The sequence below is a fragment of the Paenarthrobacter nicotinovorans genome, from assembly GCF_021919345.1.
Taxonomy (GTDB): Bacteria; Actinomycetota; Actinomycetes; order Actinomycetales; family Micrococcaceae; genus Arthrobacter; species Arthrobacter nicotinovorans.
Genome location: NZ_CP089293.1, coordinates 1,518,861 through 1,544,355, shown reverse-complemented (window position 1 = coordinate 1,544,355; position 25,495 = coordinate 1,518,861). Strand labels below are relative to the sequence as shown.

The 25,495-nt window shown below is 62.9% G+C and carries 27 protein-coding genes and 1 tRNA gene; 12 read left to right on the top strand and 16 right to left on the bottom strand.

The window, feature by feature from the left end:
- Positions 1-87: 87 nt before the first annotated feature.
- Positions 88-960, top strand: a complete 873-nt coding sequence (locus JMY29_RS07205; protein ID WP_189075814.1) for an NAD-dependent epimerase/dehydratase family protein — start codon at positions 88-90, stop codon at positions 958-960.
- Between the two features lie 111 nt (positions 961-1,071).
- Here JMY29_RS07205 and JMY29_RS07200 read toward each other — a convergent pair whose 3' ends face one another.
- The 3 genes from JMY29_RS07200 to pdhA are packed head-to-tail and all read right to left on the bottom strand — an operon-like array spanning position 1,072 to position 4,651.
- On the bottom strand, positions 1,072-2,475 hold the full coding sequence (locus tag JMY29_RS07200; protein WP_064721824.1) for a dihydrolipoamide acetyltransferase family protein: 1,404 nt from the start codon (positions 2,473-2,475) through the stop codon (positions 1,072-1,074).
- Entirely contained in the window at positions 2,472-3,482 is a 1,011-nt protein-coding gene (locus JMY29_RS07195; protein WP_189075815.1) for an alpha-ketoacid dehydrogenase subunit beta, read from the bottom strand. Before JMY29_RS07195 ends, JMY29_RS07200 begins: the two co-directional genes overlap by 4 nt.
- Complete coding sequence (pdhA, locus tag JMY29_RS07190) at positions 3,482-4,651, bottom strand: pyruvate dehydrogenase (acetyl-transferring) E1 component subunit alpha (RefSeq protein ID WP_039240486.1); 1,170 nt, start codon at positions 4,649-4,651, stop codon at positions 3,482-3,484. Before pdhA ends, JMY29_RS07195 begins: the two co-directional genes overlap by 1 nt.
- A 195-nt stretch (positions 4,652-4,846) precedes the next feature.
- Between pdhA and JMY29_RS07185 the strand changes: the two genes are divergently transcribed.
- From JMY29_RS07185 to JMY29_RS07165, 5 genes are all read left to right on the top strand, one after another.
- The gene (locus JMY29_RS07185) at positions 4,847-5,317 is read left to right on the top strand and encodes an Lrp/AsnC family transcriptional regulator (RefSeq protein WP_018777500.1); all 471 of its coding nucleotides are present in this window, start codon (positions 4,847-4,849) and stop codon (positions 5,315-5,317) included.
- Positions 5,318-5,463: 146 nt separating this feature from the next.
- Positions 5,464-6,186: a DUF3824 domain-containing protein gene (locus tag JMY29_RS07180; RefSeq protein WP_229778602.1), complete on the top strand. Its 723-nt coding sequence runs from the start codon at positions 5,464-5,466 to the stop codon at positions 6,184-6,186.
- 129 nt (positions 6,187-6,315) lie between these two features.
- Positions 6,316-6,723: a DUF4383 domain-containing protein gene (locus JMY29_RS07175; protein WP_018777498.1), complete on the top strand. Its 408-nt coding sequence runs from the start codon at positions 6,316-6,318 to the stop codon at positions 6,721-6,723.
- A gap of 34 nt (positions 6,724-6,757) precedes the next feature.
- Positions 6,758-7,366, top strand: a complete 609-nt coding sequence (locus JMY29_RS07170; protein ID WP_189075816.1) for a hypothetical protein — start codon at positions 6,758-6,760, stop codon at positions 7,364-7,366.
- Positions 7,367-7,442: 76 nt separating this feature from the next.
- Complete coding sequence (locus JMY29_RS07165) at positions 7,443-8,462, top strand: PHP domain-containing protein (RefSeq protein ID WP_189075817.1); 1,020 nt, start codon at positions 7,443-7,445, stop codon at positions 8,460-8,462.
- Positions 8,463-8,520: 58 nt separating this feature from the next.
- Here the strand turns inward: JMY29_RS07165 and JMY29_RS07160 are convergent, their stop codons facing one another.
- A complete protein-coding gene (locus tag JMY29_RS07160) occupies positions 8,521-10,140 on the bottom strand; it encodes a solute symporter family protein (protein WP_018777495.1) in 1,620 nt (539 codons plus the stop codon).
- A complete protein-coding gene (locus JMY29_RS07155; RefSeq protein WP_055975136.1) occupies positions 10,137-10,517 on the bottom strand; it encodes a DUF485 domain-containing protein in 381 nt (126 codons plus the stop codon). The genes JMY29_RS07160 and JMY29_RS07155 overlap by 4 nt, the downstream gene beginning before the upstream one ends.
- A gap of 201 nt (positions 10,518-10,718) precedes the next feature.
- Here JMY29_RS07155 and JMY29_RS07150 point away from each other — a divergent pair, with 201 nt between their 5' ends.
- From JMY29_RS07150 to JMY29_RS07130, 5 genes are read left to right on the top strand one after another with little or no spacing between them, the layout of a single operon-like run.
- Positions 10,719-11,909: a sensor histidine kinase gene (locus JMY29_RS07150; protein WP_018777493.1), complete on the top strand. Its 1,191-nt coding sequence runs from the start codon at positions 10,719-10,721 to the stop codon at positions 11,907-11,909.
- A gap of 21 nt (positions 11,910-11,930) precedes the next feature.
- Positions 11,931-12,650 (top strand): LytR/AlgR family response regulator transcription factor, encoded by a 720-nt coding sequence (locus JMY29_RS07145; RefSeq protein WP_039240480.1) that lies wholly within the window; start codon positions 11,931-11,933, stop codon positions 12,648-12,650.
- Entirely contained in the window at positions 12,647-13,009 is a 363-nt protein-coding gene (locus tag JMY29_RS07140; protein ID WP_189075818.1) for a hypothetical protein, read from the top strand. The genes JMY29_RS07145 and JMY29_RS07140 overlap by 4 nt, the downstream gene beginning before the upstream one ends.
- A complete protein-coding gene (locus JMY29_RS07135) occupies positions 13,006-14,472 on the top strand; it encodes a sodium/solute symporter (RefSeq protein WP_018777490.1) in 1,467 nt (488 codons plus the stop codon). Before JMY29_RS07140 ends, JMY29_RS07135 begins: the two co-directional genes overlap by 4 nt.
- Positions 14,473-14,513: 41 nt before the next feature.
- Positions 14,514-15,218: a hypothetical protein gene (locus tag JMY29_RS07130; protein WP_189075819.1), complete on the top strand. Its 705-nt coding sequence runs from the start codon at positions 14,514-14,516 to the stop codon at positions 15,216-15,218.
- Between the two features lie 3 nt (positions 15,219-15,221).
- On the opposite strand, the gene JMY29_RS07125 is transcribed toward JMY29_RS07130, so the two are convergent.
- From JMY29_RS07125 to rpsB, 6 genes are all read right to left on the bottom strand, one after another.
- Positions 15,222-15,806, bottom strand: a complete 585-nt coding sequence (locus JMY29_RS07125; RefSeq protein ID WP_018777488.1) for a DivIVA domain-containing protein — start codon at positions 15,804-15,806, stop codon at positions 15,222-15,224.
- A gap of 20 nt (positions 15,807-15,826) precedes the next feature.
- Positions 15,827-16,762 (bottom strand): phosphatidate cytidylyltransferase, encoded by a 936-nt coding sequence (locus JMY29_RS07120; RefSeq protein WP_189075820.1) that lies wholly within the window; start codon positions 16,760-16,762, stop codon positions 15,827-15,829.
- Positions 16,762-17,319: a ribosome recycling factor gene (gene frr / locus JMY29_RS07115; protein ID WP_018777486.1), complete on the bottom strand. Its 558-nt coding sequence runs from the start codon at positions 17,317-17,319 to the stop codon at positions 16,762-16,764. Before frr ends, JMY29_RS07120 begins: the two co-directional genes overlap by 1 nt.
- A gap of 101 nt (positions 17,320-17,420) precedes the next feature.
- Entirely contained in the window at positions 17,421-18,158 is a 738-nt protein-coding gene (gene pyrH / locus JMY29_RS07110; protein ID WP_018777485.1) for a UMP kinase, read from the bottom strand.
- Between the two features lie 121 nt (positions 18,159-18,279).
- On the bottom strand, positions 18,280-19,116 hold the full coding sequence (gene tsf, locus JMY29_RS07105) for a translation elongation factor Ts (protein ID WP_018777484.1): 837 nt from the start codon (positions 19,114-19,116) through the stop codon (positions 18,280-18,282).
- A 121-nt stretch (positions 19,117-19,237) separates the two neighbouring features.
- On the bottom strand, positions 19,238-20,107 hold the full coding sequence (gene rpsB, locus JMY29_RS07100; protein ID WP_189075821.1) for a 30S ribosomal protein S2: 870 nt from the start codon (positions 20,105-20,107) through the stop codon (positions 19,238-19,240).
- 407 nt (positions 20,108-20,514) lie between these two features.
- Between rpsB and JMY29_RS07095 the strand changes: the two genes are divergently transcribed.
- Positions 20,515-21,021, top strand: coding sequence for a M23 family metallopeptidase (locus JMY29_RS07095; RefSeq protein WP_018777482.1), 507 nt, complete (start codon positions 20,515-20,517; stop codon positions 21,019-21,021).
- A 26-nt stretch (positions 21,022-21,047) separates the two neighbouring features.
- On the opposite strand, the gene JMY29_RS07090 is transcribed toward JMY29_RS07095, so the two are convergent.
- The 5 genes from JMY29_RS07090 to JMY29_RS07070 all read right to left on the bottom strand — a co-directional run bounded on the left by JMY29_RS07090 (position 21,048) and on the right by JMY29_RS07070 (position 25,461).
- Positions 21,048-22,238 carry an acyl-CoA dehydrogenase family protein gene (locus JMY29_RS07090; protein ID WP_055975119.1) on the bottom strand — a complete coding sequence of 397 codons (1,191 nt, stop codon included), beginning with the start codon at positions 22,236-22,238 and terminating at the stop codon, positions 21,048-21,050.
- 233 nt (positions 22,239-22,471) lie between these two features.
- Positions 22,472-22,545: transfer RNA gene (locus JMY29_RS07085), tRNA-Ile, on the bottom strand.
- Between the two features lie 83 nt (positions 22,546-22,628).
- Complete coding sequence (locus JMY29_RS07080) at positions 22,629-23,825, bottom strand: glycosyltransferase (protein WP_189075822.1); 1,197 nt, start codon at positions 23,823-23,825, stop codon at positions 22,629-22,631.
- A gap of 107 nt (positions 23,826-23,932) precedes the next feature.
- The gene (locus tag JMY29_RS07075; protein ID WP_039240471.1) at positions 23,933-24,838 is read right to left on the bottom strand and encodes a DMT family transporter; all 906 of its coding nucleotides are present in this window, start codon (positions 24,836-24,838) and stop codon (positions 23,933-23,935) included.
- Complete coding sequence (locus tag JMY29_RS07070) at positions 24,838-25,461, bottom strand: CDP-alcohol phosphatidyltransferase family protein (RefSeq protein ID WP_055975112.1); 624 nt, start codon at positions 25,459-25,461, stop codon at positions 24,838-24,840. The genes JMY29_RS07075 and JMY29_RS07070 overlap by 1 nt, the downstream gene beginning before the upstream one ends.
- Positions 25,462-25,495 lie beyond the last annotated feature (34 nt).

Sequence of the window (25,495 nt, the reverse complement as noted above, 5' to 3'; positions counted from 1 at the left end):
ACGCGTGCGGCCTAGGCTGGAAAACCGAACCCCGCTGGAAAGCACACTGCAGCAGGGCAAGGTCCAGCCACTATCAAGGAGCACACCATGAGGATTGCCGTCACCGGCGGAAGCGGGAAACTGGGCAGGAGCGTGGTGCGTCGCCTCACGCAGGATGGCCACCAGGTTCTCAATATGGACCGGGCCGGCACTCGCGGACGAGGCTATGTCAGCGTGGACCTTCGGAACTACGGACAGGTCCTGGACGTCATCCTGAGCCTGGATGACCAACATGACGGCCTCGATGCAATAGTTCACCTGGCCGCCATCCCAGCGCCGGGCCTCGCCCCCGACGCCGCGATCTTCGAAAACAACATGGTCTCCACCTACAACGTTTTCCAGGCAGCACGGCGTGCCGGCATCAAAAAAGTGGTCTATGCCTCCAGCGAGACCGTCCTTGGCCTCCCCTTCGACATCGACCCTCCCTACATTCCGGTCGATGAGGAGTACCCCGCCCGCCCGGAAAGCACGTACTCACTGGTGAAGCACCTCGAGGAGCAGATGGCCATCCATCTGACGCGGTGGGATCCCGACCTGAGCATCACGGCGCTTCGTTTCTCCAATGTCATGGACCCCGAGGACTACGATGCCTTCCCGTCCTTCGACGCCGACGCCACACTGCGCAAATGGAACCTTTGGGGCTACATCGATGCCCGGGACGGGGCCCTGGCCGTCGTGCGTGCGCTGGAACACGGGGAACCGGGATTCGAGACGTTCATCATCGCCGCGGCCGATACCGTGATGAGCCGCAGCAGCGCTGAGTTGGCAGCGGAAGTCTTCCCCGGCGTCGAGGTTCTCAAGGAGCTGGGCGAGCACGAAACCATGCTGTCCATCGACAAGGCGCGCAAACTGTTGGGCTTCGAACCTGAGCACAGCTGGCGCAACGTCCACTCCAACCGCACCACTCCCACCGAGGACTAACGCTCAGCACGGACGCGGCACCATTGTGCCCCGACGCGCGACGGCCCATCCCCTGGCTGCAGTTTCCTGCATGCACTCGTAAGGGGATGGGCCGCCGCAGCTTGGGACGCGTCAGATCATGGTCATGACCATGGCGGGGTCGGACAGGATGGCGCCCAGGTCCGCCAGGAACCGCGAGCCTTGTTCCCCGTCCACCAGCCGGTGGTCGAAGGACAGGCTAAGGGACATGACCTGGCGCACTGCCAGTTCATCGTTCACCACCCATGGCGCCTTCCTGACAGCACCAAGGGCCACTATCGCGGCCTCGCCCGGATTGAGGATCGGCGTGCCCGCGTCGATCCCGAACACGCCGATGTTCGTGATCGAGATCGTGCCACCGGAGAGATCGGACGGAGACGTCTTGCCTGCCCGCGCCGTGTCGGTGAGCTGGGTCAACGCAGTGGAGAGCTCGCGCAGCGACAGTTGGTCAGCGTCCTTGATGTTCGGGACGGTCAGGCCCCGCGGCGTCGCGGCCGCGATACCCAGGTTCACATAGTTGAACTGGACAATCTCCTGGTTTGCCTCATCCCAGCGGGAGTTCAGCGAGGGATTGTTCCGCAGGGCCACCAGGACCGCCTTGGCCGCGATGGTCAGCGGCGTCAGTTTGAAGCCTTCGAAGGTCCTGTTGCCCTTGAGCCTGGCCAGCAATTCCATGGTCGCGGTGACATCCACTGTCAGGAATTCCGTGACATGCGGTGCCGTAAAGGCGCTCTGCACCATGGCAGCGGCGGTGAACTTCCGGACTCCCTTGATGGGCGTGCGGGTTTCCCGCTCGCCCTGCCCTGCAGCAACCGGCGCCACGGCAAGCTCATCCGCTGTGCCGGAGAAGTTCTGGACATCCTCGCGGGTAATAAGTCCGCCCGGGCCGGTTCCTGGCACCAGTTCCAGGTCGATCCCGAGGTCGCGGGCCAACTTGCGCACCGGAGGCGTGGACCTCGGACGCTCCCCCGAGACCTCCGCCTGCGGCTCGGCGACCGGTTCCGGGATCGCCGGAACTTCCGCCTGCACCGTAGCCTGCTCTGCTGCGGGCGCCTGAACGCGGGCACGTCGCGTTGGACGTCCGGAGTGTTCGACGACGGCACCGTAACCCACCAGGTTCGGCTCACGTTTCGCGGGGGTCCCCACCGCTTCAACACCGCTGGCGGCAGGCGCACCATGCGCAGAGGCCCCGACGGCGGACCCGGCACCAGCGGTCGGCGAGCCAGCCCCGTTGGAGGACCCGGCGTCGTCGACTTCGAAAGAGACGATCGGCTTCCCGACCTCCACGACCGTTCCGGGCTGCTCGTGAAGCGCGGCCACCGTGCCTGCAAATGGTGACGGCAACTCCACCACGGCTTTGGCGGTTTCGACCTCGGCGATGACCTGGTTCAACGTGACAGTGTCGCCCACTGCCACCTTCCAACTCAGGATTTCCGATTCCGTCAGCCCCTCACCCAAATCCGGGAGCCTGAATTCCTTGATCATGGTGGCGGTCATCCTTCCAGTCCACTCAGGGAGTTGGGGCGGCCGAGGGCGCGATCCACGCCGTCGAGGATCCTGTCCAGATCCGGCAAGTGGTGCATTTCGAGCTTGGAGTAGGGATACGGCACGTCAAAGCCGGTAATCCGGACTGGCGCGGACTCCAGGTAATTGAAGCAGCGTTCCGTAATGCTCGCCGCGATCTCCGCGCCAACGCCACCGGATTGTCCTGCTTCGTGGGTGATCACGAGTCGTCCCGTCTTGCGGACGGAGGCTTCCACTACCGGGTAATCCACTGGGGCCAATGACCGGAGATCGATCACTTCAACCGATATGCCTTCGTCAGCGGCGGCCAAGGCGGCATCCTTCGCTGTTTTGACCAGCGGACCGTACACAATCAGGGTGACGTCGGAGCCGGCGTTAACGACAGCAGCCTTATCCAGGGGCAATGCCGTGGCGAGGTCGAGCGACTCATCCACATCACCCTTGTCGTGGTAGCGCCTCTTGGGCTCAAAGTAGAGGACGGGGTCGTCCGATGCGATGGCCTGCTGGATCATCGTGTAAGCGTCCTGGGGATTGGAAACGGCCACGACGCGCAAACCCGAAGTGTGGGTGAAGTAGGCTTCCGGCGATTCGGAGTGGTGTTCCGGCGATCCGATCCCGCCGCCAAAAGGCACCCGGATAGTGATGGGCATCTTGACGCGGCCCTGGGTGCGGTAATGCATCTTGGCTACCTGGCTGACGATCTGGTCGAACGCAGGGTAGATGAAACCGTCGAACTGGATCTCGCACACCGGGCGGTAACCGCGGTAGGCCAACCCCACTGCGGTGCCGATGATCCCGGACTCGGCCAGGGGAGAATCAATAACGCGGTGCTTTCCAAAGTCTTTCTGCAGCCCGTCGGTGACACGGAAAACGCCACCAAGGGAGCCAATGTCCTCACCCATGAGGACCACTTTGGGATCATTTTCGAGCGATTTCCGGAGGCCGGCGTTGATTGCCCGGGCAAAAGTGAGCTTGGACATCAGAGTGCACCTTCCTCGACGGGCTGGTTGAAACTGTTCAGGTATCGGGAGTAGTGGTCCTTCTGGCGCTCGATCCAGGAATTCGGAGTGCTGTAGACGTGGTTGAACACGTCCAATGGCTGCGGGTCGGGCATGCCAATGCAGCTCGAACGGAGATCGGCTGCAACGGCATCGGCCTTGGCCTTGACGCGGGCTTCCACATCCTCCGTGAGCAGGCCCTTGGCCTCCAGGAGCTTCCGGAGCCTAAGAATCGGGTCCTTGGCAGCCCAATCCTCCAGCTCAATCGGATCACGGTAGCGGGTGGGGTCATCAGCGGTAGTGTGCGGACCCATTCGGTAGGTGACGGCTTCAATGAAGGTTGGTCCCCCGCCCTTGCGCGCCCGGTCAAGCGCCACACGAGTGGCCGCCATGACAGCCAGGACATCGTTGCCGTCCACGCGCATGCTGGGAATACCAAAGCCGGTGGGCCTGTCGGCCAACTGAATGTGCGACTGGATGCGCACGGGCTCCGAAATTGCCCAGTGGTTGTTCTGGCAGAAGAACACCACAGGAGCTTGGTAGCTGGCTGCGAACACCATGGCCTCGTTGACATCGCCTTCGCTCGTGGCGCCGTCGCCGAAGTACGCGAGCACTGCCGTGTTGGCTCCGTCCAGCTGCACACCCATGGCGTAGCCCGTAGCGTGCAGGCTCTGGGAACCAATGATGATCTGGGGAGTCGCCAGGTTGATGCGCTGCGGGTCCCAACCGTACGAAGCGTTACCACGCCACACTCGCGCGATCTCGGAAAGATGGGCACCCCGGACGTAGGCCACTCCGCTTTCCCGGTAGCTCGGGAAGACGAAGTCGTCGTCGCGCAGTGAACGGCTTGAACCGATCTGTGCCGCTTCCTGGCCAAGGAGCGGCGGCCACAAGGCCAGTTCACCCTGGCGTTGGAGTGCCGTGGCTTCTGCGTCGATACGGCGGATGACGGTCATGTCCTCGTAGAGCGAGCACAATTGTTCGTCGCCGACATCCTTAACCCATAGATCAAACTCGGGATGGCTGATGCGCTCGCCGTCCGGAGACACCAACTGGAGCAAATCGCCGCCAGTCCGCAAGGAGATATGTGCACTTTGTTCCGGGCCCGGAGCATCATGTCGCACTCCCTTGCCCGCCTGATCCGTCAACACAGGTGATCGCAACCTTCCGGCTCGTTTTCGTCGGCGCTCGCAGGACTTGTGATCCTGCCGCACGCCGGCCCTCCGGCACCTTCGCCGGAGTTAATTGTGACCCTACTCACAGAACGCATCGGGTACAACTACCCGGGATGAAGTTGAGCATTATGCACTATTCGGAGTATCGGGGGCGTGCTAATCTTGCGCATTATGCAACCCTTGGATGGCACCGACACCCGCCTTCTTTCCGCCATGGCGAAGGATCCCCGTGGCACTGTGGTTGCCCTTGCGCAGAAGCTCGGCCTCTCCCGCAACACGGTGCAGGCCCGCATGGCGCAGCTCGAAAAGAAACACGCCTTTCTGTCGTTCGAACGACGGATCAATCCTGTGGCCCTCGGCTACCCCCTGACGGCCTTCATCACCGTCCACGTGCAGCAGCAGAAGCTCGCTTCCCTGGCGCGGGACCTGGCCGACATCCCGGAAATCCTCGAAGGCTTTGGCCTCACCGGCTCCGCTGATCTGTTGTTGCGTGTCGTTGCGCTGGATGCGGAAGACCTCTACCGCATCAATGGAAAGATCCTCGGTTGCGACGGAGTGGACAGGACGGACACCGCACTGGCCATGCGTGAGATGATCCCGTACCGCGTGCAGCCGCTCCTGGGACGTCGTTCCGGGGCTTGAACCGCCACTTCACCTGCGGTGTTCCGTCGCGCCTCTTGCCCGCGGAAGCGGAAATGCGCTTTGATTCAAGAGGACGCACCGGGGGCCGCCCAGAGGTTCCCGGCCAGGTGGTGGCGCTGCCGAAGGCTGCCGAAAGGGGCACTACCGTGAGCAACCCGCAAGAACCCAGCCAGAACCAGCCCGGGTACAACCCGCCACCGGTTCCCCCGGGGCCCGGTTACCCGCCGCAGACCGGAGCGTCGCCGCAGTGGCAACAGCCGCCGTCGTCCGATCCCCAAAACGGGAACCCGCAATACGCGGCTCCCGGCCAACAGAACCCCTATCCCCAGGGACAAACCCCACCAGGGCAGTATCAACCAGGCCAATATCAGCCGGGCCAGTACCCACCGGGCCAATACCCGCCCGGGCAGTACCAACCAGGACAGTACGGCCAGCACCCGCCCAAGAAGAACCGAAAAGTTCTGTGGATCGTCCTCGGCATCGTGGCGGGCGTCATCGTGCTGGCGGTAGTCGGCGTCCTCATCCTGGTCAATGTGGTGGGCAATGCCACCTCCAAGGCCCGGTCGCTGGCGGACGAATTCACCAACCTTGTGGTCTCCGGCCAGACCGAACAGGCCTACGACAACTACCTCAGCCAGCCCCTCAAGGACGAACTGGACAAGCAGTCCTTCGTGGACGGCATCGCCAGCCTGGAACTGGACAGCTCGTGCAAGCCGAACTACAACTCCGTAAGCGTTGACTCAAACAACGGGAACAACAAGGCCAACCTCGCAGGCAAACTGCAATGTGACGGCAAGACGATCGACCTCCAGTACGTTTTCGAGGGCACCAACGACCTCAAAATGAGCAGCATCCGCCTCCGCCCCTAGCCGGCAAGAAATAAATCCGCCCATCCACCCATCCACGCAAACGCATGATCCGAATCACTGCTTGAGAGTCCCGACCGGGACTCAGCAGGTCGGCCGGGAATCCCGGCCATCACCGGAAGGCTCGGACCAATGCGTACTTCGCCCAATCGCTTGATCGCCACCATCTTCGGAGCCGTCTACCTCTTGGTAGGCGTGCTCGGATTCTTCGTCACCTCGGGAATCGGCTTCTTCGCCACCGAGGGCGCCAATTTGATCATCTTCGCCGTGAACCCGCTTCACAACATCATCCACTTGGCCATTGGCGCAGCCCTCCTCATCGCCGGCATGAACAGCGTCACGCTGTCCAAGTCCATCAACACCGCAGTCGGCGGCGTCTACCTGCTGGTCGGCATCGTGGGCCTCTTCCTGGTGGGCAGCTCACTGAACATCATCGCCCTGAACGGCGCGGACAACGTCCTGCACCTCGCCAGCGCCGTGGTACTGCTGGGCGTTGCATTGTCCCAGGACAAGGCCACCGTAGCTTCCGCCCGCGCCTGATCATCGACTCCAAAGGACGAGGACGGTAACAGCCATGCACCGCGTGAACCACCACCCCACCCTGAGGGCAGCTGTAGTGCTGTACGTATACTTCGCTGCGATGGCAGCCGGGATGGTTGAACTGTCCCTGGCCGCCGGGTACCTCGCTGGAACTGGATCCGCCGCCCTGGGCATGGTTGTTGCCGGCGGTGCAGCCCTCACGGCGGGCCTGGCCTTCATGGCCTGGTCGCTGTGGGGCCTGCACCGCAATTCCCTCGTCCTGGCCCGTTTCGCGCTCCCGGCCCTCGCCACGGCAGCGGTCGCGCACGTAGCGGCCATGGCTGCAGGGATCACCTCCCAGCGCTCCCTCGACGTCAGCCACTTTGCCGCCTTCGGCCTGACCCTCATGGCACTTGCCGGGGCAGGCTGGCTCAGGCGGCAGCACAAGACCAACGACGGCGGCGCCCACGGCCAGCCAAGGACCGGGCGGCTTCTGGCAGCCGCGTTCGGAGCCGCCGTCGTTGTTGCCTCAGTAGCAACACCCGGACTGGCCGCGTCGATGGCCGGCCAGTACGCCGTTCCGCACGGGGAACACGGCCAGGCACCCGTCGGAGAAAACGGCCAGGGCTCCAATCCCGCCCTGGATCCGGGCCACCACCACTAGGTGGCGGTCACGGACCGGCGCACCATCAAACCGTGCCCACTGTTGATGGTGCGCCTGGTTCGTGGATCATGGAGCCATGGATCCCATTGAGGCGCTCGACGAAATTTCTTTCTGGCTGGAACGCAGCCAAGCACCAACCTTCAAGGTCCAGGCTTTCCGGAAGGCAGCCGACGCCGCACGGAAACTCTCAACAGATGAACTGGCCCGACTCGTCGCCAGCGGCAGGATTACCAGCCTCAAAGGCGTAGGCAGCCGCAGCGCCGAAGTCATCACCCAGGCACTGGAGGACCGCGTCCCCGACTACCTGGACGACCTCCGCGGGAAGGGCACCGAAGCCCTTGCCTCCGGCGGAGACACACTCAGGGCCGCGTTGCGCGGCGACCTGCACAGTCACAGCAATTGGTCCGACGGCGGCTCGCCCATCGAAGCCATGGTGGCTGCGGCCCGCACGCTCGGACGCGAATACCTGGCCCTGACCGACCACTCCCCCAACCTCACCATCGCCAACGGCCTCAGCGTCGAACGGCTCGAAAAACAGCTGGACGTGGTGGAAGGGATCAATTCTTCCCAGGACGACTTCCGCTTGCTCAAGGGCATCGAGGTGGACATCCTGGAGGACGGCACACTGGACCAGACCCCTGCAATGCTGGACAAGCTCGACGTCGTGGTCGCCAGTGTCCACTCCAAGCTCCGAGCCGACAAGAAGACCATGACCGAACGGATGCTTGGCGGTATCAGCGACCCCCACACCAACGTTTTGGGTCATTGCACCGGTCGGCTGGTCCAGGGATCACGCGGGACCCGGCCCCAATCGGAATTCGACGCCCCCAAGGTTTTCAAGGAATGCGCCGAGTGGGGCGTCGCCGTCGAAATCAACTCGCGGCCCGAGCGCCAGGACCCACCGGATGACCTCGTCAAGATGGCCCTCGACGCCGGCTGCTTGTTCAGCATCGACAGCGATGCCCATGCTCCCGGCCAGCTCGACTTCCTGCAGTATGGTGCCGAGCGCGCAGAAGCCCTGGGGGTGCCGATGGAACGCATCGTGACCACCTGGCCGCTGGCCCAATTGAAAGAGTGGCTCAGCCTGAAGAAATGACGCACGCAAAAGGCTCCCCCGGAAAACGCTGTTTCCAGGGGAGCCTTTTGTTCCGGTCTTAGTGGTTCACCGCCTTTTCGGCGCCGATGCCGGTCAGAGAACGTACTTCCATTTCAGCTTGCTTGGCCGGGTCCTCGCGCCGCTTGTCCAGGACAGTTCCGAGCCAGCCCAGGAAGAACGCCAACGGGATGGACACGATGCCCGGGTTGCTCAGCGGGAAAATGGCGAAGTTGGCGCCGGGGATCATGGACGTCTTGGCGCCGGAGACCACGGGCGAGAAAGTGATCAGCAGGATGGCTGCGGCGAGGCCGCCATACATGCTCCAGACTGCGCCCTGGGTGGTGAACTTCTTCCAGAAGAGGGAGTACACGATGGTGGGCAGGTTTGCTGATGCCGCAACAGCGAAGGCGAGCGCCACCAGGAAGGCCACGTTCTGGCCGTTGGCGAAGATGCCTCCCAGGATGGCGAGGACGCCGATCACCACCACTGTGCGCCGGGCGACCTTGACTTCCGTGGTGGCGTCCGCCTTGCCCTTGGAGATGACGTTTGCGTAGATGTCGTGGGCGAAGGATGCTGCCGCAGTAATGGTCAGTCCGGCCACCACCGCAAGGATGGTTGCGAAGGCCACGGCCGAGATGAATCCAAGCAGCAGCGGGCCACCCAGGTGGAACGCCAGGAGCGGGGCGGCCGAGTTCACGCCGCCGGGTGCGGACTTGATGGTTTCTGCACCCACCAGGGCTGCTGCGCCGTAGCCCAGCACCAAAGTGAACAAGTAGAACAGGCCGATCAGCCAGATGGCCCACACCACTGATTTGCGGGCTTCCTTGGCCGTCGGGACGGTGTAGAAGCGCATCAGGACGTGCGGCAGGGCGGCTGTTCCAAGGACCAATGCCAGGCCCAGGGACATGAAGTCGAGCTTGGACGTCTCGGTCTTGCCGTACTGCAGGCCCGGGTTGAGGATGTTCGGGTTGTTGGCCGCTTCCGCTGCTGATCCCAGCAGGTTGGAGAGGTTGAAACCGTAGATCGCGAGGACCATGGCCGTCATGACGGCGGCACCGGCGATGAGCAGGATGGCTTTGATGATCTGCACCCAGGTGGTGCCCTTCATGCCGCCGATAAGCACGTACATGATCATCAAGGCCCCGACGACGATAATCACCAGGGCTTGTCCGCCCCAGTCACTGATACCCAGCAGGAGCGAGATCAGGCTGCCCGCACCGGCCATCTGGGCGAGGAGGTAGAAGAAGCAGACGGCGAGGGTGGACAGTGCCGCCGCGATGCGCACGGGGCGTTGCCTCAACCGGAAGGACAGGACATCGGCCATGGTGAACTTGCCGGTGTTCCGGAGCAGTTCGGCCACCAGCAGCAGGGCCACCAGCCAGGCGACGAGGAAGCCGATGGAGTAGAGGAAACCGTCATAGCCGTTGATGGCGATGGCGCCCGTGATGCCAAGGAACGAGGCCGCAGAAAGGTAGTCCCCGGCGATGGCGGTACCGTTCTGGGAGCCGGTGAAGGAACGTCCGGCTGCGTAGTAGTCGGCAGCTGTCTTGTTGTTGCGGCTTGCCCTGAAGACAATCACCATGGTGACGGCGACGAAAAGGGCGAAAATGCCCATGTTCAGGAGCGTGGTGTCTTTTAGGGCAGCGACCTCTACTGCCGGGACCATGGTGGCGTTCATTTGGCTCCTCCGTGGATGACGTTGCCGTCCTTATCGAATTGGTGCCCCTCGATCTCATTGCGGATTTCGGCAGCGATGGGATCCAGCTTCCTGTTGGAGTAGCTCACGTACCAGGCCGTGATGCCGAAAGTGGTGACGAACTGGAGCAGGCCAAGAATCAGGCCCACGTTGATGTTGCCCCAGACTTTGGTGGACATGAAGGCGACGGCATAGTCGGCCAAAAGAACGTACGCGAAATACCACAGCAGGAAGATCACTGCCATGGGAAAGACAAAGCTGCGGTGCCGCTTGCGCAGCGTCTTGAACCGTTCCGTCTGCTGGACTTCCTGGAAGTCCACGGACGCCGTTGCGTCCTGGGGTTGGGCCTCATTACCCATGGTTCCTCCTGGTTGTGATGAGTCCACGTCAGCGCGCGCGGCTGATGTGACTGCAATCACTATCGAATGCGCTCCGGCTTCCCATCCATAGATACGCCGGTCGGCGTCGCCCAGCGGCTGTACCGCTGCGCCAAACGGTGGGTTGCAGCAGGCCACAGGCGATATCGGGGTTCGGGGAACACATCGGACTACGCTGGCCTTATGCCCGATTCCCCGCTCTTCACCGCAGCCGCCATCGCCGTGATCGTGCTGGCGGTCGCCGTCGTCGTGGGCGTTGGCCTGAAGGTGATCCGCTCCTTCCGGGACCTCGGCACGGACGCCGAACGCGCCACGTACAACACGCTGCACGCAGCATCGCGGGCGGGCCAGCATCTGCGCGCGGGCCTCCAGCCTGCGGGAGCTGCCAAAGCCAGCAGGCAGCTGCGCGTCCTGCTGGGCTGCGACGCCTTCGCCATGACGGACACCGCCTCTGTACTTGCCTGGGACGGGGCGGCGGAGGAACTCCGGCCAGCACTGATGGGGCTCGCAGCCGAAGTCCTTGCGACCGGGCGGACTGCCGTGGTTCCCCACGCAGGCCATTCCACGGACAAAGCCGGGCCTGATTTCAGTGCTGTCATCGCCCCGATCAGGGCAGGATCCAGGGTTGTCGGTTCGGTTGCGGCGTTGGCTCCCGCCGCCGGAGCAGGTCTGGTGCGGGCGACCAGTGAGGTTGCTGACTGGATTGCGGCACAACTGGAGCTGGCGGAGCTGGAGGCCTCAAGGACCCTGCTGATGGAAGCGGAAGTGCGGGCCCTGCGCGCGCAGATCAGCCCGCACTTCATCTACAACTCGTTGAACGCCATTGCGTCCTTTATCAACACGGACCCGGCCAGGGCCAGGGAACTCGTGGTGGAATTCGCCGACTTCACCAGGTACTCCTTCCGCAGGCACGGCGACTTCACCACGGTGGCGGAGGAGCTGCGGTGCATCGACCGTTACCTCCTGCTGGAGCGGGCACGCTTCGGTGAGCGCGTCCAAGTCAGCCTGCGGATCGCACCCGAAGTGCTGAGCACCGTCATTCCGTTCCTCAGCCTCCAACCGTTGGTGGAAAACGCGGTCAGGCACGGTTTGGAAGCGAAGGAAGGTCCGGGGCACATCACCATCTGCGCCAATGATTCCGGGGCGTTTGCCGAAGTCACCATCGAAGACGACGGCGTGGGCATGGATCCGGAGCACCTGCGGTCAGTCCTCGCCGGACATACGGATGGCGACCATGTGGGGCTCCGCAATGTCGATGCCCGGCTGCGTCAGGTCTACGGAGATGAGCACGGCCTGGTGATCGATACGGCCCCCGGCGAAGGTACCCTGATCACGCTGCGGGTCCCGAAGTCGCAACCCGGCCACGACGCCTGAGGCGGCGGTTAGTCTTTAATCATGATCAACGTGCTCGTCGCCGATGACGAACTGCCCGCGGTGGAAGAACTTGCCTTCCTCCTCGGACGGGATGCGCGGATTGGCGCCATCCATCGCGCGTCCTCCGGGACCGAGGCGCTCCGCAAGCTGGAAACGGAGTCCGTCGATGCCGTCTTCCTGGACATCCATATGCCCGCCCTGTCAGGCCTGGACATTGCCCGCGCCATTTCCCGCAGCAGCAGCCCGCCCGCCGTCGTCTTCGTCACCGCTGACGAAGACTGCGCACTGGAGGCCTTCGACCTCGCCGCCGTCGACTATCTGCTCAAGCCGCTCCGGGCGGAACGGCTGGCCCGTTCGGTGGACCGGATCAGTGAACTCATCAAGGACGGCACTCCTGCCCCGGAAATGATTACCGTTGACCTCGGCAGCACCACCCGGATGATCCGCCGGGACGATGTCACGTACGTGCAAGCACAAGGCGACTACGCAAGGCTGCACACCGCCGAGGCCAGCTACCTCATCCGGGTTTCCCTCACCGATCTCGAGCAGAAATGGGCGGACGCCGGGTTCATCAGGATTCACCGCTCCTACCTGATCGCGCTGCAGCACGTGCAACACCTCAAGCTTTCCACTACCGGACCGAGCGTCGCTGTCTCGGGTGCTGAGCTGCCCATCAGCAGGCGGCACCTGCCCTCGGTCAGGGACAAGCTGCAGTCCACCCGCATCCGGCCACAGGCATGACCCGGGTCCGCGTTACCGCTCCACGCCAGTCGGCCGCGCCGGCCACCGGCCGGGTGCCGTACCCACATGAGGCCGCAGAGGACTCGGACGCCGGCCGGATCTTTGTCCGTTCCCTCATCCGCTCCCAGCTTCGCCTGGCGTTGGTGGTGGCGTGCGGATTCCTGATCATCCTCGCTGTACTTGCAACGATCCTGGTCTACGGTCCCGGCGTGTCGGAGACGCGCGTTGTGGGAATCCGCTTGGATTGGCTGGCGCTTGGGGTGGGCATCTATCCGGTAATCGGCCTGAGCGCCTGGCTTTACAACCGGGCAGCAGCACGCAACGAGGCCCGCTACCGGGACCTGGTGGAGGACAAGTGAACCCGGCCGTTGGCTTGTTCGCGTTCCTCGCCGTTTCCCTCGCCACGGCGGTCATCGGCTTTTACGGGTTGCGCGTCTCCCGGACCACCAGCGACTTCTACGTGGCCTCACGCACCGTCCCTCCGTGGTGGAACGCCTCCGCGATTGGCGGCGAGTATCTTTCGGCCGCGAGTTTCCTGGGGGTAGCGGGGCTGATCCTGCTCTCCGGCACCGACGCTCTCTGGTTCCCCGTTGGCTACACGGCCGGTTACCTGATGCTCCTGCTCTTCGTGGCAGCACCGCTGCGCCGCTCCGGCGCGTACACCATCCCCGATTTCACCGAGGCCCGCCTGGACTCCCCCTTGGTCCGCCGCGTCACGAGCCTGGTGGTGGTGGCCGTGGGCTGGCTCTACATCGTTCCGCAACTGCACGGCGCCGCGCTCACCATCCGGATAACCACCGGCCTGCCGTCGTGGGTAGGCTCGACGGCGGTGGTGGCGGTTGTGTGCCTCACGGTGGTGGCAGGTGGCATGAGGTCCATTACGTTTGTCCAGGCTTTCCAGTACTGGCTGAAATTGACTGCCCTTGCCGTGCCTGTGGTCTTCATCCTGTTGGTGCTGGTTGGCAACGGAACACCACCGCAGGCGCCCTTGCCGGTCAATCCCACCGGCCAGGCCGCTGCGGGTGCCTACCAACACATCTCGCTGCTGGTGGCCTTGCTGTTCGGAACCCTTGGCCTGCCGCATGTGCTGGTGCGGTTCTACACCAACCCGGACGGCCAATCTGCGCGCCGGACCACGCTGATCGTCCTGGGCTTGCTTTCCGTGTTCTACCTCTTCCCCACTCTCTCCGGCGCCTTGGGACGGATGTTCGCCCCCGAGCTCGCACACTCCGGACAAGCGGACGCCCTGATCCTCCTCCTCCCGGGCAAGCTGATCGGCGGGGTGCCAGGTGACCTGTTGTCAGCGCTCGTGGTGGCAGGCGCCTTCGCTGCCTTCCTGTCCACGACATCCGGCCTGGTGGTGTCGCTGTCCGGTGTCATCAGCCAGGACCTGTTCGGGGGAAGTGTGAGGGGGTTCCGCCTCGCGGCGGTGATGGCCGCCGTCGTGCCTTTGGGTTTTGCTTTCATGACGGACACCCTGGCCCTGGCCGGCAGCGTCGGCCTGGTCTTCGCGTTCACCGCTTCCACCATCTGTCCTGTCCTGCTGTTGGGCATTTGGTGGCGCGGCCTGACGGACTTTGGTGCGATCGCAGGGATGGTCACAGGCGCAGTGCTGTGTGGGGGTGCCATGGTGGCGGGCACCCTGACTGGGACAGGGAACGCTCCCGCTTGGCTGGCCCAGCCCGCGGCGTGGAGTGTGCCTTCAGCCTTCGCCGTCACGGTAATCGTGTCCATCGTGACGCGGAACCGCGTTCCCGCCTCAGTCAACCGGGTGATGTCACGGCTGCATGTACCTGAGCGGCCAGTAGCTACCGAGCGCTGAAAGCTGTTGTCCGCGCAACGGCCCGGGAGGACAATGTCGCCATGTCCGAGGAACCACAAACTGCCGGCCACGGGCAACCAGCGGCCGGTCCCGCGGAGTTGACGCCCAGCGTCCGCGCGCAACTGCTGGCCACCGAGCATTGGAGCCTGCTGGCGTCACGTAGCACCACACAAGGGGAAGTCCTCACCCGGATCAGCATGTTCCTGACGTTCACCTCGGCCAGCCTGCTCAGCGTGGCACTGGTGGGCCAGGCAACCCAATTCTCCGGCGCCTTCCGGGCCTTTGCCCTGACCGTTCTGGGCATTGACTTGGTGGTGGGCCTGTTGACGCATATCCGCGTCATGAGCGTCGGCATGGAGGACCTCATGTACGTCATTGCCATGAACCGGCTCCGTGCCGCCTACGTGGACCTGGACCCGGGAATGGCTCCGTACTTGATGGCCGGGTACCACGACGACGAAGAAGGCTCGAAGCACACCTACTACTTCCTGGGCGGCAGGAAGGACTTCAGCCAGGTGGCAGGCAGCAGCATGGTTTTCATGGGCTTCGCCAACTCTGCCCTGATCGCCCTGCTGCTCGGATCAGCCCTGCTGGCAGCCGGCCTGCCTGTTGTGTTTGCCGTGGCCATCGCAGTTGTTGTGGCCCTGGCGTTCTTCGCCACGTCCTTGGTACGGGGCAGGCGCCACTACATGGACGTATGGAAGAACAATCCGCCGCTCTCCCCCACGCCTCACCAGCCCGGGTAGGCGTCAGTCAATGGCCGCCATCAGCTCCACGACTCGGGCGAGGAAGGCATCGACCTGCGCTTCTTCGTAGCCCTCATCGCCCTTGGCTGCACGGAACACGGCGCGTCGAACGGTGTCTACGCTCAAGGGCTGATCGTTTTCCAGGTAGCCGATCAACTCAACGCACAGGGCATCGACATCCTGGACGTTGTAACTGCGCGTCCGCTTGCGTGCCGGGCGGCGGAAACGCTCACCGTCGGGCCTGTGCAGCCTGCCGCGAAGTATCCCGGAAAGCTTCCCGATCTGGCGCAACCAGGCTTCCTCGCCTTGTTGGCTGATCAGTTCGTCCCGCTCACGGCGTGCGAACGCGTCCTCAAGGCGGTCCAGGGCGGCGTCCACGCTGTGGGCGTCGTAGCCACCCTTGACGGGGTCGAAAGCCACCTCACGGACATCCACGCTGGCAACCTGGTCCGCGGCGCCAACAGGGTTCTCAAACGACGTCCGTGCGCGCTGGAGAAACTCGTCTACCTGTTTGGCGTTATAACCGTATTTGCTGCGTTCCACGCGGTCGAACGTCGCGGGGATCTGGCGTCGAATATCCAAGGCCACTATTTTTCCTTCATCGGTTGTCAGACGCCGCTCAGCAGCGCGAACAAAACATAGGCCACAGGGGCCGCGAACACGATCGAGTCAAGACGGTCCATCACACCACCATGGCCCGGCAAGATACTGCTCATGTCCTTGACGCCGAGTTCCCTCTTGACCATGGACTCGGCAAGGTCGCCAGCGGTTGCTGCGGCAACCATTCCAACGGCCAGGACAAGGCCGACCCACCAAGGCCGCTCCAGCAGGAAGATGCAGGCCAGGACACCGATCACCATGGCACCACCCACAGATCCCGCGAACCCCTCCCAGGACTTCTTGGGACTGATCTTCGGAGCCATCGGGTGCTTGCCGAACGAAGCTCCCACGATGTAGCCGAAAGTGTCATTCGATACCACCAGCAGCAGCATGGAGGCGATCTGCCATGCCCCGTCCGGGATTCCATGCGGCCAGAAGCCCACGGGGGTGGCTCCGCCAGTGGCGTGAAGCGGCAGCGCAGCGAAACTGATCAGGAACGGTATCCACGCCAAAGTGAAGACACCCGCGAAGACGCTGCGCGGCGCCCCGGCTGCGCTTTCGATGGAGCGCCAGAGCAGTACGGCCACCGAGCTGGCTGTCATGGTGAAGAGCAGGCCTTCGAGACCACCAAAGTAGGCCGAAACCGGCATCACCAGGCTGCCGACCATCACTGGAACGATCGGCATCCTGGTGCCTTGGGCTTCGAGGGCACGGAAAACTTCCCAAACACCAAGGACCGCGAAGGCCGTGGTGAGCAGGACGAACCCCAACGGGAGGAACAGCAGCCCGCCCAGGACGGCCAGCAGCATGGCAAGGCCGACGCCGATGGCCGCGGGCAGGTTGCGGCCTGCCTTGGGTGTGGGGTTCGCCCGCACACGCCGTGCGCGCTTGGGGGTATCGCGTGTCGGGACCCGTTCAGCGGGCGCCGGCTCAGCCTGGCTCATCAGACCTCGAGCAGCTCGGCTTCCTTGCGCTTGAGCAGCTCGTCGATGCTGTCGACATGCTGCTTGGTCAGGGCATCGAGCTCCTTCTCAGCGCGCGAGCCCTCGTCTTCACCGGCTTCGCCGTCCTTGACGAGCTTGTCCAGGGTGTCCTTTGCCTTGCGGCGGATGCTTCGGATGGAGACCTTGGCGTCCTCACCCTTGCCCTTGACGATCTTCACGTATTCCTTGCGGCGCTCTTTGGTGAGCTCCGGGATGGTGACGCGGATGACGTTGCCGTCGTTGGACGGGTTGGCCCCGACTTCGGAGTCACTCAGGGCCTTTTCGATGTCGCGCAGCGCGGTCTTGTCATAAGGCGTGATCAGGATGGTACGGGCATCGGGCACACCGAAGGACGCCAGCTGCTGGAGCGGGGTGGGTGTGCCGTAGTACTCAACGATGACCTTGTTGTAGAGACCGGGGTTGGCCCGGCCCGTACGGATCGTGGCGAAATCGTCCTTGGCTACTTCCACGGCTTTGTCCATCTTCTCGCCGGCTTCGAGTAAGGTCTCTTCGATCACGGGTTTCTCCTCAGAAATAGTTGCTGCCCAGCTGCAGGCGGCAATGCACAGTAAAGATCCGCCACCAGGGGCGGACGGTCCTAGAAATATCCTAGCCCTTGCTAGGGAGTTACCAGGGTTCCCAGCGTTTCGCCGAGGATCGCCCGGGTGACATTGCCTTCGCCCTCCATGCCGAAGACCACCATGGAGAGGTTGTTGTCCTTGCACATGGTCATGGCGGTCTGGTCCATGACGCGGATGTCGCGGCGCAGGGCGTCGTCGTAGCTGAGGACATCGAGCTTCTCGGCGGTGGGGTCCTTCTTCGGGTCGGCCGTGTAAACGCCGTCCACGCCGCTCTTGGCCATCAGGACAACATCTGCGTGCACTTCCAGCGCACGCTGCGCAGCCACCGTGTCGGTGGAGAAATACGGCAAGCCGGCGCCTGCACCGAAAATGACTACCCGGCCTTTTTCCATGTGGCGGATGGCGCGGCGGGGAATGTAGGCCTCGGCCACCTGGCCCATGGTGATGGCGCTCTGGACACGGGTCTCCACTCCGGCCTGCTCCAGGAAGTCCTGCAGCGCGAGGCAGTTCATGACGGTGCCCAGCATGCCCATGTAGTCGGCGCGGGAGCGATCCATGCCGCTTTGGGACAGTTCAGCGCCCCGGAAGAAGTTGCCGCCGCCAACAACGATTGCAACTTCCACATCCGCAACACCTGCTGCGATCTGCTTGGCAATGGCCCTGACGGTCTCGGGATCGACGCCGAGCTTGCCTCCGCCGATGACTTCGCCGGAAAGTTTCAGAAGTACACGTCGGCGGGTCTTCTCGGGCTGGATTGCAGTGTTGACGGTTTCCATGGTGCCTTCCCGTTGGTGGACTCTGGCTAGATTATCGTGCTGGGGGTCCGCGCAGGTACTACCCGGACGCGTGCATGAAAAAGGGGCGGCCACCGAAGTGACCACCCCTTTTCATGAATTACTAGTTTCCGACGCGGAAACGGGTTACTGCGGTTGCCTTGACGCCGGCTTCTTCGAGGACCTGTGCAACAGTCTTCTTGGAATCCTTGGCGAATGCCTGGTCAACCAGAACTTCACCCTTGTAGAAGCCCGTAACGCGGCCTTCTACGATCTTCGGGAGAGCAGCTTCGGGCTTGCCTTCAGCCTTCGCGGTCTCTTCGGCGATACGGCGCTCGGACTCGACCAGTTCGGCCGGGACGTCTTCGCGGGTCAGGTAGTTCGGTGCCATTGCTGCAACGTGGACAGCGATGTCGTGTGCGGCGGTGGCAGCGGCTTCGCCTTCACCGTCAACAGCGAACAGGACGCCGACCTGGGCCGGGAGGTCCTTGGACGTCTTGTGCAGGTAGGCGTCAACCGTGGTGCCCTCAACGCGGGAGATGCGACGGACAACAACCTTTTCGCCGAGGACAGCGCCCTCTTCGACGACGACCTCGGACAACGGCTTGCCGTCGACTTCGGTTGCCAGCAGGGTTTCGAGGTCGGCTGCGCCGGACTCGACTGCAACGTTGAGGACCTTGTCGGCCAGCTGGATGAACTTGTCAGCCTTGGCAACGAAGTCGGTCTCGCAGTTGACTTCGATCATTACGCCAACGCCGCCGTTGACCTTGGCAGCAACCAGGCCCTCAGCCGTGGAACGGCCTTCGCGCTTGGTGGCACCCTTGAGGCCCTTGATGCGGATGATCTCGATGGCCTTCTCAGCGTCACCGTTGGCCTCGTCAAGAGCCTTCTTGACGTCCATCATGCCGGCGCCGGTGCGCTCGCGCAGGGCCTTGATGTCAGCAGCAGTGTAGTTCGCCATGTGAACCCCTCTGTCTAGAAATTTGTGTGTTTACGGACTGACAGGACGGCAGCCCACCGTGTGAGCCGCCATCCTGTCAGTTGCCCCCGACGCTGTCTCCAGCATCAGGGAAGGTCCAGATTTACTTGGCTTCGGCTTCGCCGGTTGCAGCTTCAGTTGTTTCCGGAGCTTCTGCTGCGGGAGCTTCTGCGGCCGGAGCCTCAGCTGCTGCTGCTTCTTCAGCCTTGCTGCCTTCGAGGAGCTCGCGCTCCCACTCGGCCAGCGGCTCTTCCGGAGCTTCGGTGGTACCGGTTGCGCGCTGGTTGCGGGCGATGAGGCCCTCAGCTACGGCGTCGGCAACAACGCGGGTGAGCAGGTTGACGGAGCGGATGGCGTCGTCGTTGCCCGGGATCGGGAAGTCGACTTCATCGGGATCGCAGTTGGTGTCCAGGATGGCAACAACCGGGATGTTCAGCTTCTTGGCTTCGTCAACAGCAAGGTGTTCCTTCTTGGTGTCAACAACCCACAGAACCGAGGGAGCCTTGGTCAGGTTGCGGATACCGCCGAGGTTGGACTCGAGCTTGGTGAGTTCACGCTTGAGGAGCAGGAGCTCCTTCTTGGTGTAAGCGGAGCCGGCGACGTCGTCGAAGTTGATCTCTTCGAGTTCCTTCATGCGCTGGATACGCTTGGCGACGGTCTGGAAGTTGGTGAGCATACCGCCCAACCAACGCTGGTTGACGTACGGCTGGCCAACACGGGTAGCCTGCTCGGCAATTGCTTCCTGAGCCTGCTTCTTGGTGCCGACGAACAGGACGGTGCCGCCGTGGGCGACAGTAGCCTTGACGAACTCGTAGGCGCGGTCGATGTAGGACAGCGACTGCTGAAGGTCGATGATGTAGATGCCGTTGCGTTCCGTGAAGATGAAGCGCTTCATCTTCGGGTTCCAACGACGGGTCTGGTGTCCAAAGTGGACGCCGCTGTCAAGCAGCTGGCGCATGGTTACGACGGGCATGCCGACGCTCCTTCCGGCAGGTCATTCATGAGAGAGCCCATGGGGCTGCTCTTACCCTGCCAATAGTTGACGGTTGTTTAGCCTCTGCCCGGACGGGCGCGGCTCCTGGCATCCATTGCGCTTCTCATCCGGCATGGAACCAAAGGCTCCTCCGGACCGCAAGAGGCACAATCCTCCGCAGCATGAAACCATGGGCTTCGCTGGAGGAGGGCTGGATACGCGTAGTCAGCCTGGCACCCCCACACATCTGAATGAGACATGTTCCTGAACAAGCTTGAGGGCACAGCAAACTGCTCCACCAAGTGTACTACAGCCATACCGCCCAACGGACCGCCCATCACCGGCAGTTGTCCACATACCGGCTCCCCCGTATAGCCCCGGGATCACGCAAAGGGAAGGCTGGATCCATGTCCTTCCTGAAGCTGGCAGCCACCTTGATCCTTACCCTCAACATCACTCTCAGCATCCCGTCCGGGGCGGACGGCGCCCCGGACGCTCCCCAGGGAAGATGGAGCTGGCCGCTGTCCCCCAAGCCGTCCGTCCTGCGGACGTTTGATCCTCCGGACAAGCCGTGGCTGAGCGGACACCGCGGCGTGGATTTAGGCCCAAGGCCCGACGGCGGACAGGTCACCGCGCCGTCCGATGGCGTGGTGGCCTTCGCCGGCGTCGTGGTTGACCGCCCGGTCCTCACCATCGATCACGGCGACGGACTCAGGAGCAGTTTCGAACCCGTGGCCAGCAGCCTTAAGCAGGGCGACCACGTGGCCAAAGGGCAAACGGTCGGCACCCTGCAGTCGGGACACTGCGGAAGCACCACGTGCCTGCATTGGGGTGTTCGGCGCGGCGAGGAGTACCTCAATCCACTGGGCTTTGTGTCCGACCTGCGCCCATCAGTGTTGCTGCCGCTGGAGTGAGCCCCGCCGCGCCGTCCGCGGAGGTTCTAGACGATGGCAGAAACGCCCGTGATGGCCCGACCGGTCACCAGAGTGTTGATTTCGTGGGTTCCCTCGTAGGAGTAGATCGCCTCGGCATCGGAGAAGATCTTGGCCATGCCGTAGTCCGTAACGATGCCATTGCCGCCGAGGATACTGCGCCCCAGGGCGACACTTTCGCGCATGCGTGCAGTGGTGAAAGCCTTGGCCAGGGCGGACTGTTCGTCTTTGGCAACGCCCGCGTCCTCAAGCTGTGCAAGCCTGACCATCATGCCCATTGAGGCGACTGTGTTGCCCAGGATCTGCACCAACTGGTTCTGGACCAGCTGGAAGGCTGCCAACGGGCGCCCGAACTGCTGGCGCTCCACGGCGTAGTTGCGGGCAACGTCGAAGGCGGCCATCTGAAGTCCGACGGCCTGCCACGCCACAGCCAGGCGCGTGACCTTCAGGACCTTGTTGGTATCCCGGAAGCTGTTGCCGTTGGCCAGCTTGAAGAAGTCGGGCACCACCACGTTATCCAGGGTGATGTCCGCGTTCTGGACCGTGCGGAGGGAAATCTTGTTCTCGATCTTGCTGGCGGAATAGCCCGGCAGGGTGGTGTCCACCAGGAACGCTTTCACCTGGTTGTCGGCCACGTCCTTGGCATAGATGACCACCCAGTCCGAGAAGGTGGCATTGCCGATCCAGCGCTTTGCACCGTTGAGAATCCACGTGTCGCCTTCACGTCGTGCCGTCGTGCGGGTTCCGCCTGCAACATCGGAACCACCCAGCGGCTCGGTCAGCCCGAAAGCGCCGATCTTCTTCAGGGAGTAGATGTCCGGCAGCCACGCATCCTTTTGCTCCTGGGAGGCGAGGGCTTCAATGGAGCCCGTGAAGAGGCCGTCATGGACGCCCATGAACGTGGCAATGGAAGCATCCGCTCGGGTCACTTCGGCATGGAGCATGCCGGCAAAGAGATTGGAGTATCCCTGGCGCCGAACCGGGCTTACGAGGTCCAGCTCGCCAAGCTTGGGAATGAGGTCCATGGGGAATTCGCCGCGGTTCCAGCAGTCCACTGCGATCGGAGTGACCTCGCGGGCAAGGAACTCCCGCACTTCGGCCAGACGGTCCTGCTCCTTGCCTGTCAGCAACTGCTCGAAGGCATAGAAGTCACCATCGGCGTAAGGAAGAGTGGTGGCGTCGAATGCGGTGTTGGACATGTTCGCTCCTTCAAGGGTGGTCACCTGCGACCACGTCAAGGTCCCGGAAGGACTGCACTGTGACCCGGGAGTCGGCAGGGCAGCCAAGTTACCGGCGGGTAATAAGTTACTGATCAGTAACTTACCGCATGACGCCACCTCCTGCAACGGTGCATGGTGCTGCTTACCCAGGGCCGGCAACACAAAAAAAAATCCCCCTTGCCGACTTTGAGTCGGCAAGGGGGATCTTCCGGTAGGGCTACTCGGACTTGAACCGAGGACCTTAGGATTATGAGTCCCGCGCTCTAACCAGCTGAGCTATAGCCCCGTAATGCCCGAACAGCCGCCGTCCAGCAGCCGTTCCGGGCAAAGCACTCTAGCAATACTAATAGCTAACGGGGAGTGCTTTGGTCACACCACCATGTCCTCATAGGACGCGCCCCGGTAAAGGTCCTCAAAGGTCTGCAGGGTGCCGTTAAGGCTGTGCGGCTCCACCATTTCGCGACTCACCTTGCCCATGGCTTCCAGCTCGTCCTCGGGAAGCTGAACCAGTTTGGTGATTTTCGCGGCGAGTTCAGAGCTGTCGTTGGGTGTGAAGAGGTAGCCGTTTTCTCCGTCGCGGACCAGGTGCGGCAGCGCCATGGCATTGGCAAGCAGGACAGGGGTGGAAGCGGACATGGCTTCCAGCGTCACCAGGGACTGCAGTTCGGCCGTGCCGGGCATGCAGAAGATGTCGGCCTTGATGTAGGCCTCACGCAGGTCCTCGTCGCTCGCGAGCCCGAGGAATTTGACCCGGTCTCCCAGGCCAAGCCGGGCCACTTGGGCTTCCAAGGCCGGACGGACTTCTCCGCCGCCCACGATTTCAAGGTTGACGTTCAACTCCGGGGGAGTCTTGGCCACGGCGTCGATCAGCACATCGATGTGCTTCTCCTCCGCGAGGCGCCCAACGAAAAGCACGGTGGGATGGCTGTGCGGTTCAATGACTTCACCGGGGTGAAGCTCATACGCCGAAGAATCGATGCCGTTGGACAGCGGCAGGACTTTGCGCAGGAAGGCGTGCTGGTGCATCGCCTTGGCGGCCAGAGGCGTAGGGGTGGTGACAACGTCAGCCTGTCCCATGACCTTGCCCATGTCCTTCCAGGAAATGCGGCCCACGATGTCCTTGAACCACTGCGGGAACGGCAGGAACGGGTTCAGGTTTTCCGGCATGAAGTGGTTGGTGGCAATGATCCTGATGCCGCGTTTGACGGCCTCATAAAGGACGTGTTCGCCAATCATGTAGTGGCTTTGGATGTGCACGACATCGGGCTGCACCTTGTCGAACAGGAGGCTGATTTCCTTCTTGATTTCCCATGGGAAGCAGATGCGGAAGTACTCATGGGTGAAAACGCCATGGGAGCGCAGCCGGTGCACGGTGGCCTCGTCGCGGAATTCCGTGTAGCTCTTGCCCGAATCCGGACGGCAGGCCAACACGTGAACGTTGTGTCCGCGTGCCGTCATCCCCTTGGCCAGGCGGTAGCCGAACTGGGCAGCGCCGTTGACATGCGGCGGGTAGGTGTCCGCGGCAATCAGGATGGTGAGGGGCTTGTTGGTGTCGGGAATGGTCACGTGGAGAACTCCTGATGGTCACGGTGCGGACAGCACTGCTTGTGGCAATGCTGCGGTGTCGCCGGGTTGCCGCCCGCAAAAGCGGTGGCGCAAGGTAAAGATCTGCCCTAGGCCTTCCGGCTGGCAGCCGCCTTCGCGTCCTTTTTGCGCTTGGTGACTTCCGGATGGTGCCTGCTTAGGGCAATAACCCCCACGATAGCAAGCGTAGCGGCCGCTGCCATGGCGATCGCCATCACGGCGTGGACATCGGGACGAAGCTCACCAAGGATGACGATGCCGATCGCAATGCCCACCATCGGGTCAATCACAGTCAATCCCGCGATCACGAGGTCCGGCGGTCCACCAGAGTACGCACTCTGGACAAACCATGAACCCAGGCCACCTGCAGCAACGATGGCTATCAGCGTGTACCACTGGACGTTGAGCAGGAAGAGTCCGTTGGGATCGAGCAAGTGCTTGCCGATAATCCGGGTCAGTACGGCCACGAAACCGAACAGGACGCCTGCGCCCAGGATGTAAATGAAGGCGCTCATCCGGTGTTTGAACAAGACGGCCAGGGTGCCGAAAATACCGACGGCCAGGGCAAGGAGCAGCACGATCGTCAGCTCATCGTCACCGCTGACGTGGTGATTTTCCTGTGTGACGAACACGGCCAGCAATACAAACAGCGCGGAACCGGTGACACAGGCGCTGATCGCCACAACTGTTGCCCGGTTGATGCTCAGTCCTTGGTCTTTGGCATTGACCACCGTGGTGATGACCAGCGCAATGGCGCCGATCGGTTGCACCACCGTCAAGGGCGCAGACACCAATGCAATGGCATTCATCACCATGCCCAAGGCAAGGAACAGCAGGCCCAGCATCCAGCGCGGATTCCGCAGGAGCCGCAGGAAGCCATTGGAGCTCAGCGCCAGGCCACCCGTATCGGCTTTCACCGCGCTCCCCTGCCGCTGGGCGCCGATGGCGAGGAAGAAGGCCCCAAGTACCGCCAGGCAAACCGCCAGCCAGACCATCAGCCGAGTCCGCCGTCGTCGGTTTTCAATTCTTTTCCTTTTCGCAGGATGGCCCAGAAGTAGTTGTATGCCGCAATCCAGTGGCCCACCAGGCCCAGGCCCAGGAACGTCCACGCCGCCACGAAATACACGTCAGTCAAGGGTATGGGCAGTTTGGACAGGACGAGCAATGGCGTGCCCACCAGCAGCAGGGCGGTGCGGATTTTCCCGACGATGCTCACGGGAAGATCCGGGTGGCTCCGGAAATAGATCAACGATGCGATCGCCAGGATCGCGTCAGGGACCAGAAGCGCCGCCAGATACCACCACTGCACGACGCCGGCAATCGCCAAAGTGAAAGCCACGGCCAGGAGGGCGGCCCGGTCGGCCATCGGATCCAGGATCCTGCCCAACTTGGAGGTCTGGTCGAACCGCCTGGCGATGTAGCCGTCCACCCAGTCCGTGCTGCCCATGACGACGAGCACCAGGACCGCGAACCCGTACTCCTGTTCGGAGAGCACGAGCCAGACAAAGAGAGGCACGCCCATGAAACGCAGGACGGTGAGGATATTGGGGACAGTGAAGATGAGGTCATGGTCGACCTGCGGACGATCCGGGTGCGAACCAGCACCGATCAGCCTCATGTGTCCCCCTTCCTCGTGTTCAGTATCCGGTGCT

What these genes read in the sequence shown, in the direction of transcription:
- JMY29_RS07070 (WP_055975112.1), bottom strand. Translation starts at nt 25,461, where the DNA reads ATGAGGCTGATCGGTGCTGGTTCGCACCCGGATCGTCCGCAGGTCGAC.
- JMY29_RS07145 (WP_039240480.1), top strand. Translation starts at nt 11,931, where the DNA reads ATGATCAACGTGCTCGTCGCCGATGACGAACTGCCCGCGGTGGAAGAA.
- JMY29_RS07200 (WP_064721824.1), bottom strand. Translation starts at nt 2,475, where the DNA reads ATGACCGCCACCATGATCAAGGAATTCAGGCTCCCGGATTTGGGTGAG.
- JMY29_RS07090 (WP_055975119.1), bottom strand. Translation starts at nt 22,238, where the DNA reads ATGTCCAACACCGCATTCGACGCCACCACTCTTCCTTACGCCGATGGT.
- JMY29_RS07075 (WP_039240471.1), bottom strand. Translation starts at nt 24,838, where the DNA reads ATGGTCTGGCTGGCGGTTTGCCTGGCGGTACTTGGGGCCTTCTTCCTC.
- JMY29_RS07140 (WP_189075818.1), top strand. Translation starts at nt 12,647, where the DNA reads ATGACCCGGGTCCGCGTTACCGCTCCACGCCAGTCGGCCGCGCCGGCC.
- JMY29_RS07165 (WP_189075817.1), top strand. Translation starts at nt 7,443, where the DNA reads ATGGATCCCATTGAGGCGCTCGACGAAATTTCTTTCTGGCTGGAACGC.
- JMY29_RS07160 (WP_018777495.1), bottom strand. Translation starts at nt 10,140, where the DNA reads ATGAACGCCACCATGGTCCCGGCAGTAGAGGTCGCTGCCCTAAAAGAC.
- JMY29_RS07195 (WP_189075815.1), bottom strand. Translation starts at nt 3,482, where the DNA reads ATGTCCAAGCTCACTTTTGCCCGGGCAATCAACGCCGGCCTCCGGAAA.
- JMY29_RS07170 (WP_189075816.1), top strand. Translation starts at nt 6,758, where the DNA reads ATGCACCGCGTGAACCACCACCCCACCCTGAGGGCAGCTGTAGTGCTG.
- pyrH (WP_018777485.1), bottom strand. Translation starts at nt 18,158, where the DNA reads ATGGAAACCGTCAACACTGCAATCCAGCCCGAGAAGACCCGCCGACGT.
- JMY29_RS07120 (WP_189075820.1), bottom strand. Translation starts at nt 16,762, where the DNA reads ATGAGCCAGGCTGAGCCGGCGCCCGCTGAACGGGTCCCGACACGCGAT.
- JMY29_RS07130 (WP_189075819.1), top strand. Translation starts at nt 14,514, where the DNA reads ATGTCCGAGGAACCACAAACTGCCGGCCACGGGCAACCAGCGGCCGGT.
- JMY29_RS07205 (WP_189075814.1), top strand. Translation starts at nt 88, where the DNA reads ATGAGGATTGCCGTCACCGGCGGAAGCGGGAAACTGGGCAGGAGCGTG.
- rpsB (WP_189075821.1), bottom strand. Translation starts at nt 20,107, where the DNA reads ATGCCCGTCGTAACCATGCGCCAGCTGCTTGACAGCGGCGTCCACTTT.
- tsf (WP_018777484.1), bottom strand. Translation starts at nt 19,116, where the DNA reads ATGGCGAACTACACTGCTGCTGACATCAAGGCCCTGCGCGAGCGCACC.
- JMY29_RS07185 (WP_018777500.1), top strand. Translation starts at nt 4,847, where the DNA reads ATGCAACCCTTGGATGGCACCGACACCCGCCTTCTTTCCGCCATGGCG.
- JMY29_RS07095 (WP_018777482.1), top strand. Translation starts at nt 20,515, where the DNA reads ATGTCCTTCCTGAAGCTGGCAGCCACCTTGATCCTTACCCTCAACATC.
- JMY29_RS07150 (WP_018777493.1), top strand. Translation starts at nt 10,719, where the DNA reads ATGCCCGATTCCCCGCTCTTCACCGCAGCCGCCATCGCCGTGATCGTG.
- JMY29_RS07155 (WP_055975136.1), bottom strand. Translation starts at nt 10,517, where the DNA reads ATGGGTAATGAGGCCCAACCCCAGGACGCAACGGCGTCCGTGGACTTC.
- JMY29_RS07175 (WP_018777498.1), top strand. Translation starts at nt 6,316, where the DNA reads ATGCGTACTTCGCCCAATCGCTTGATCGCCACCATCTTCGGAGCCGTC.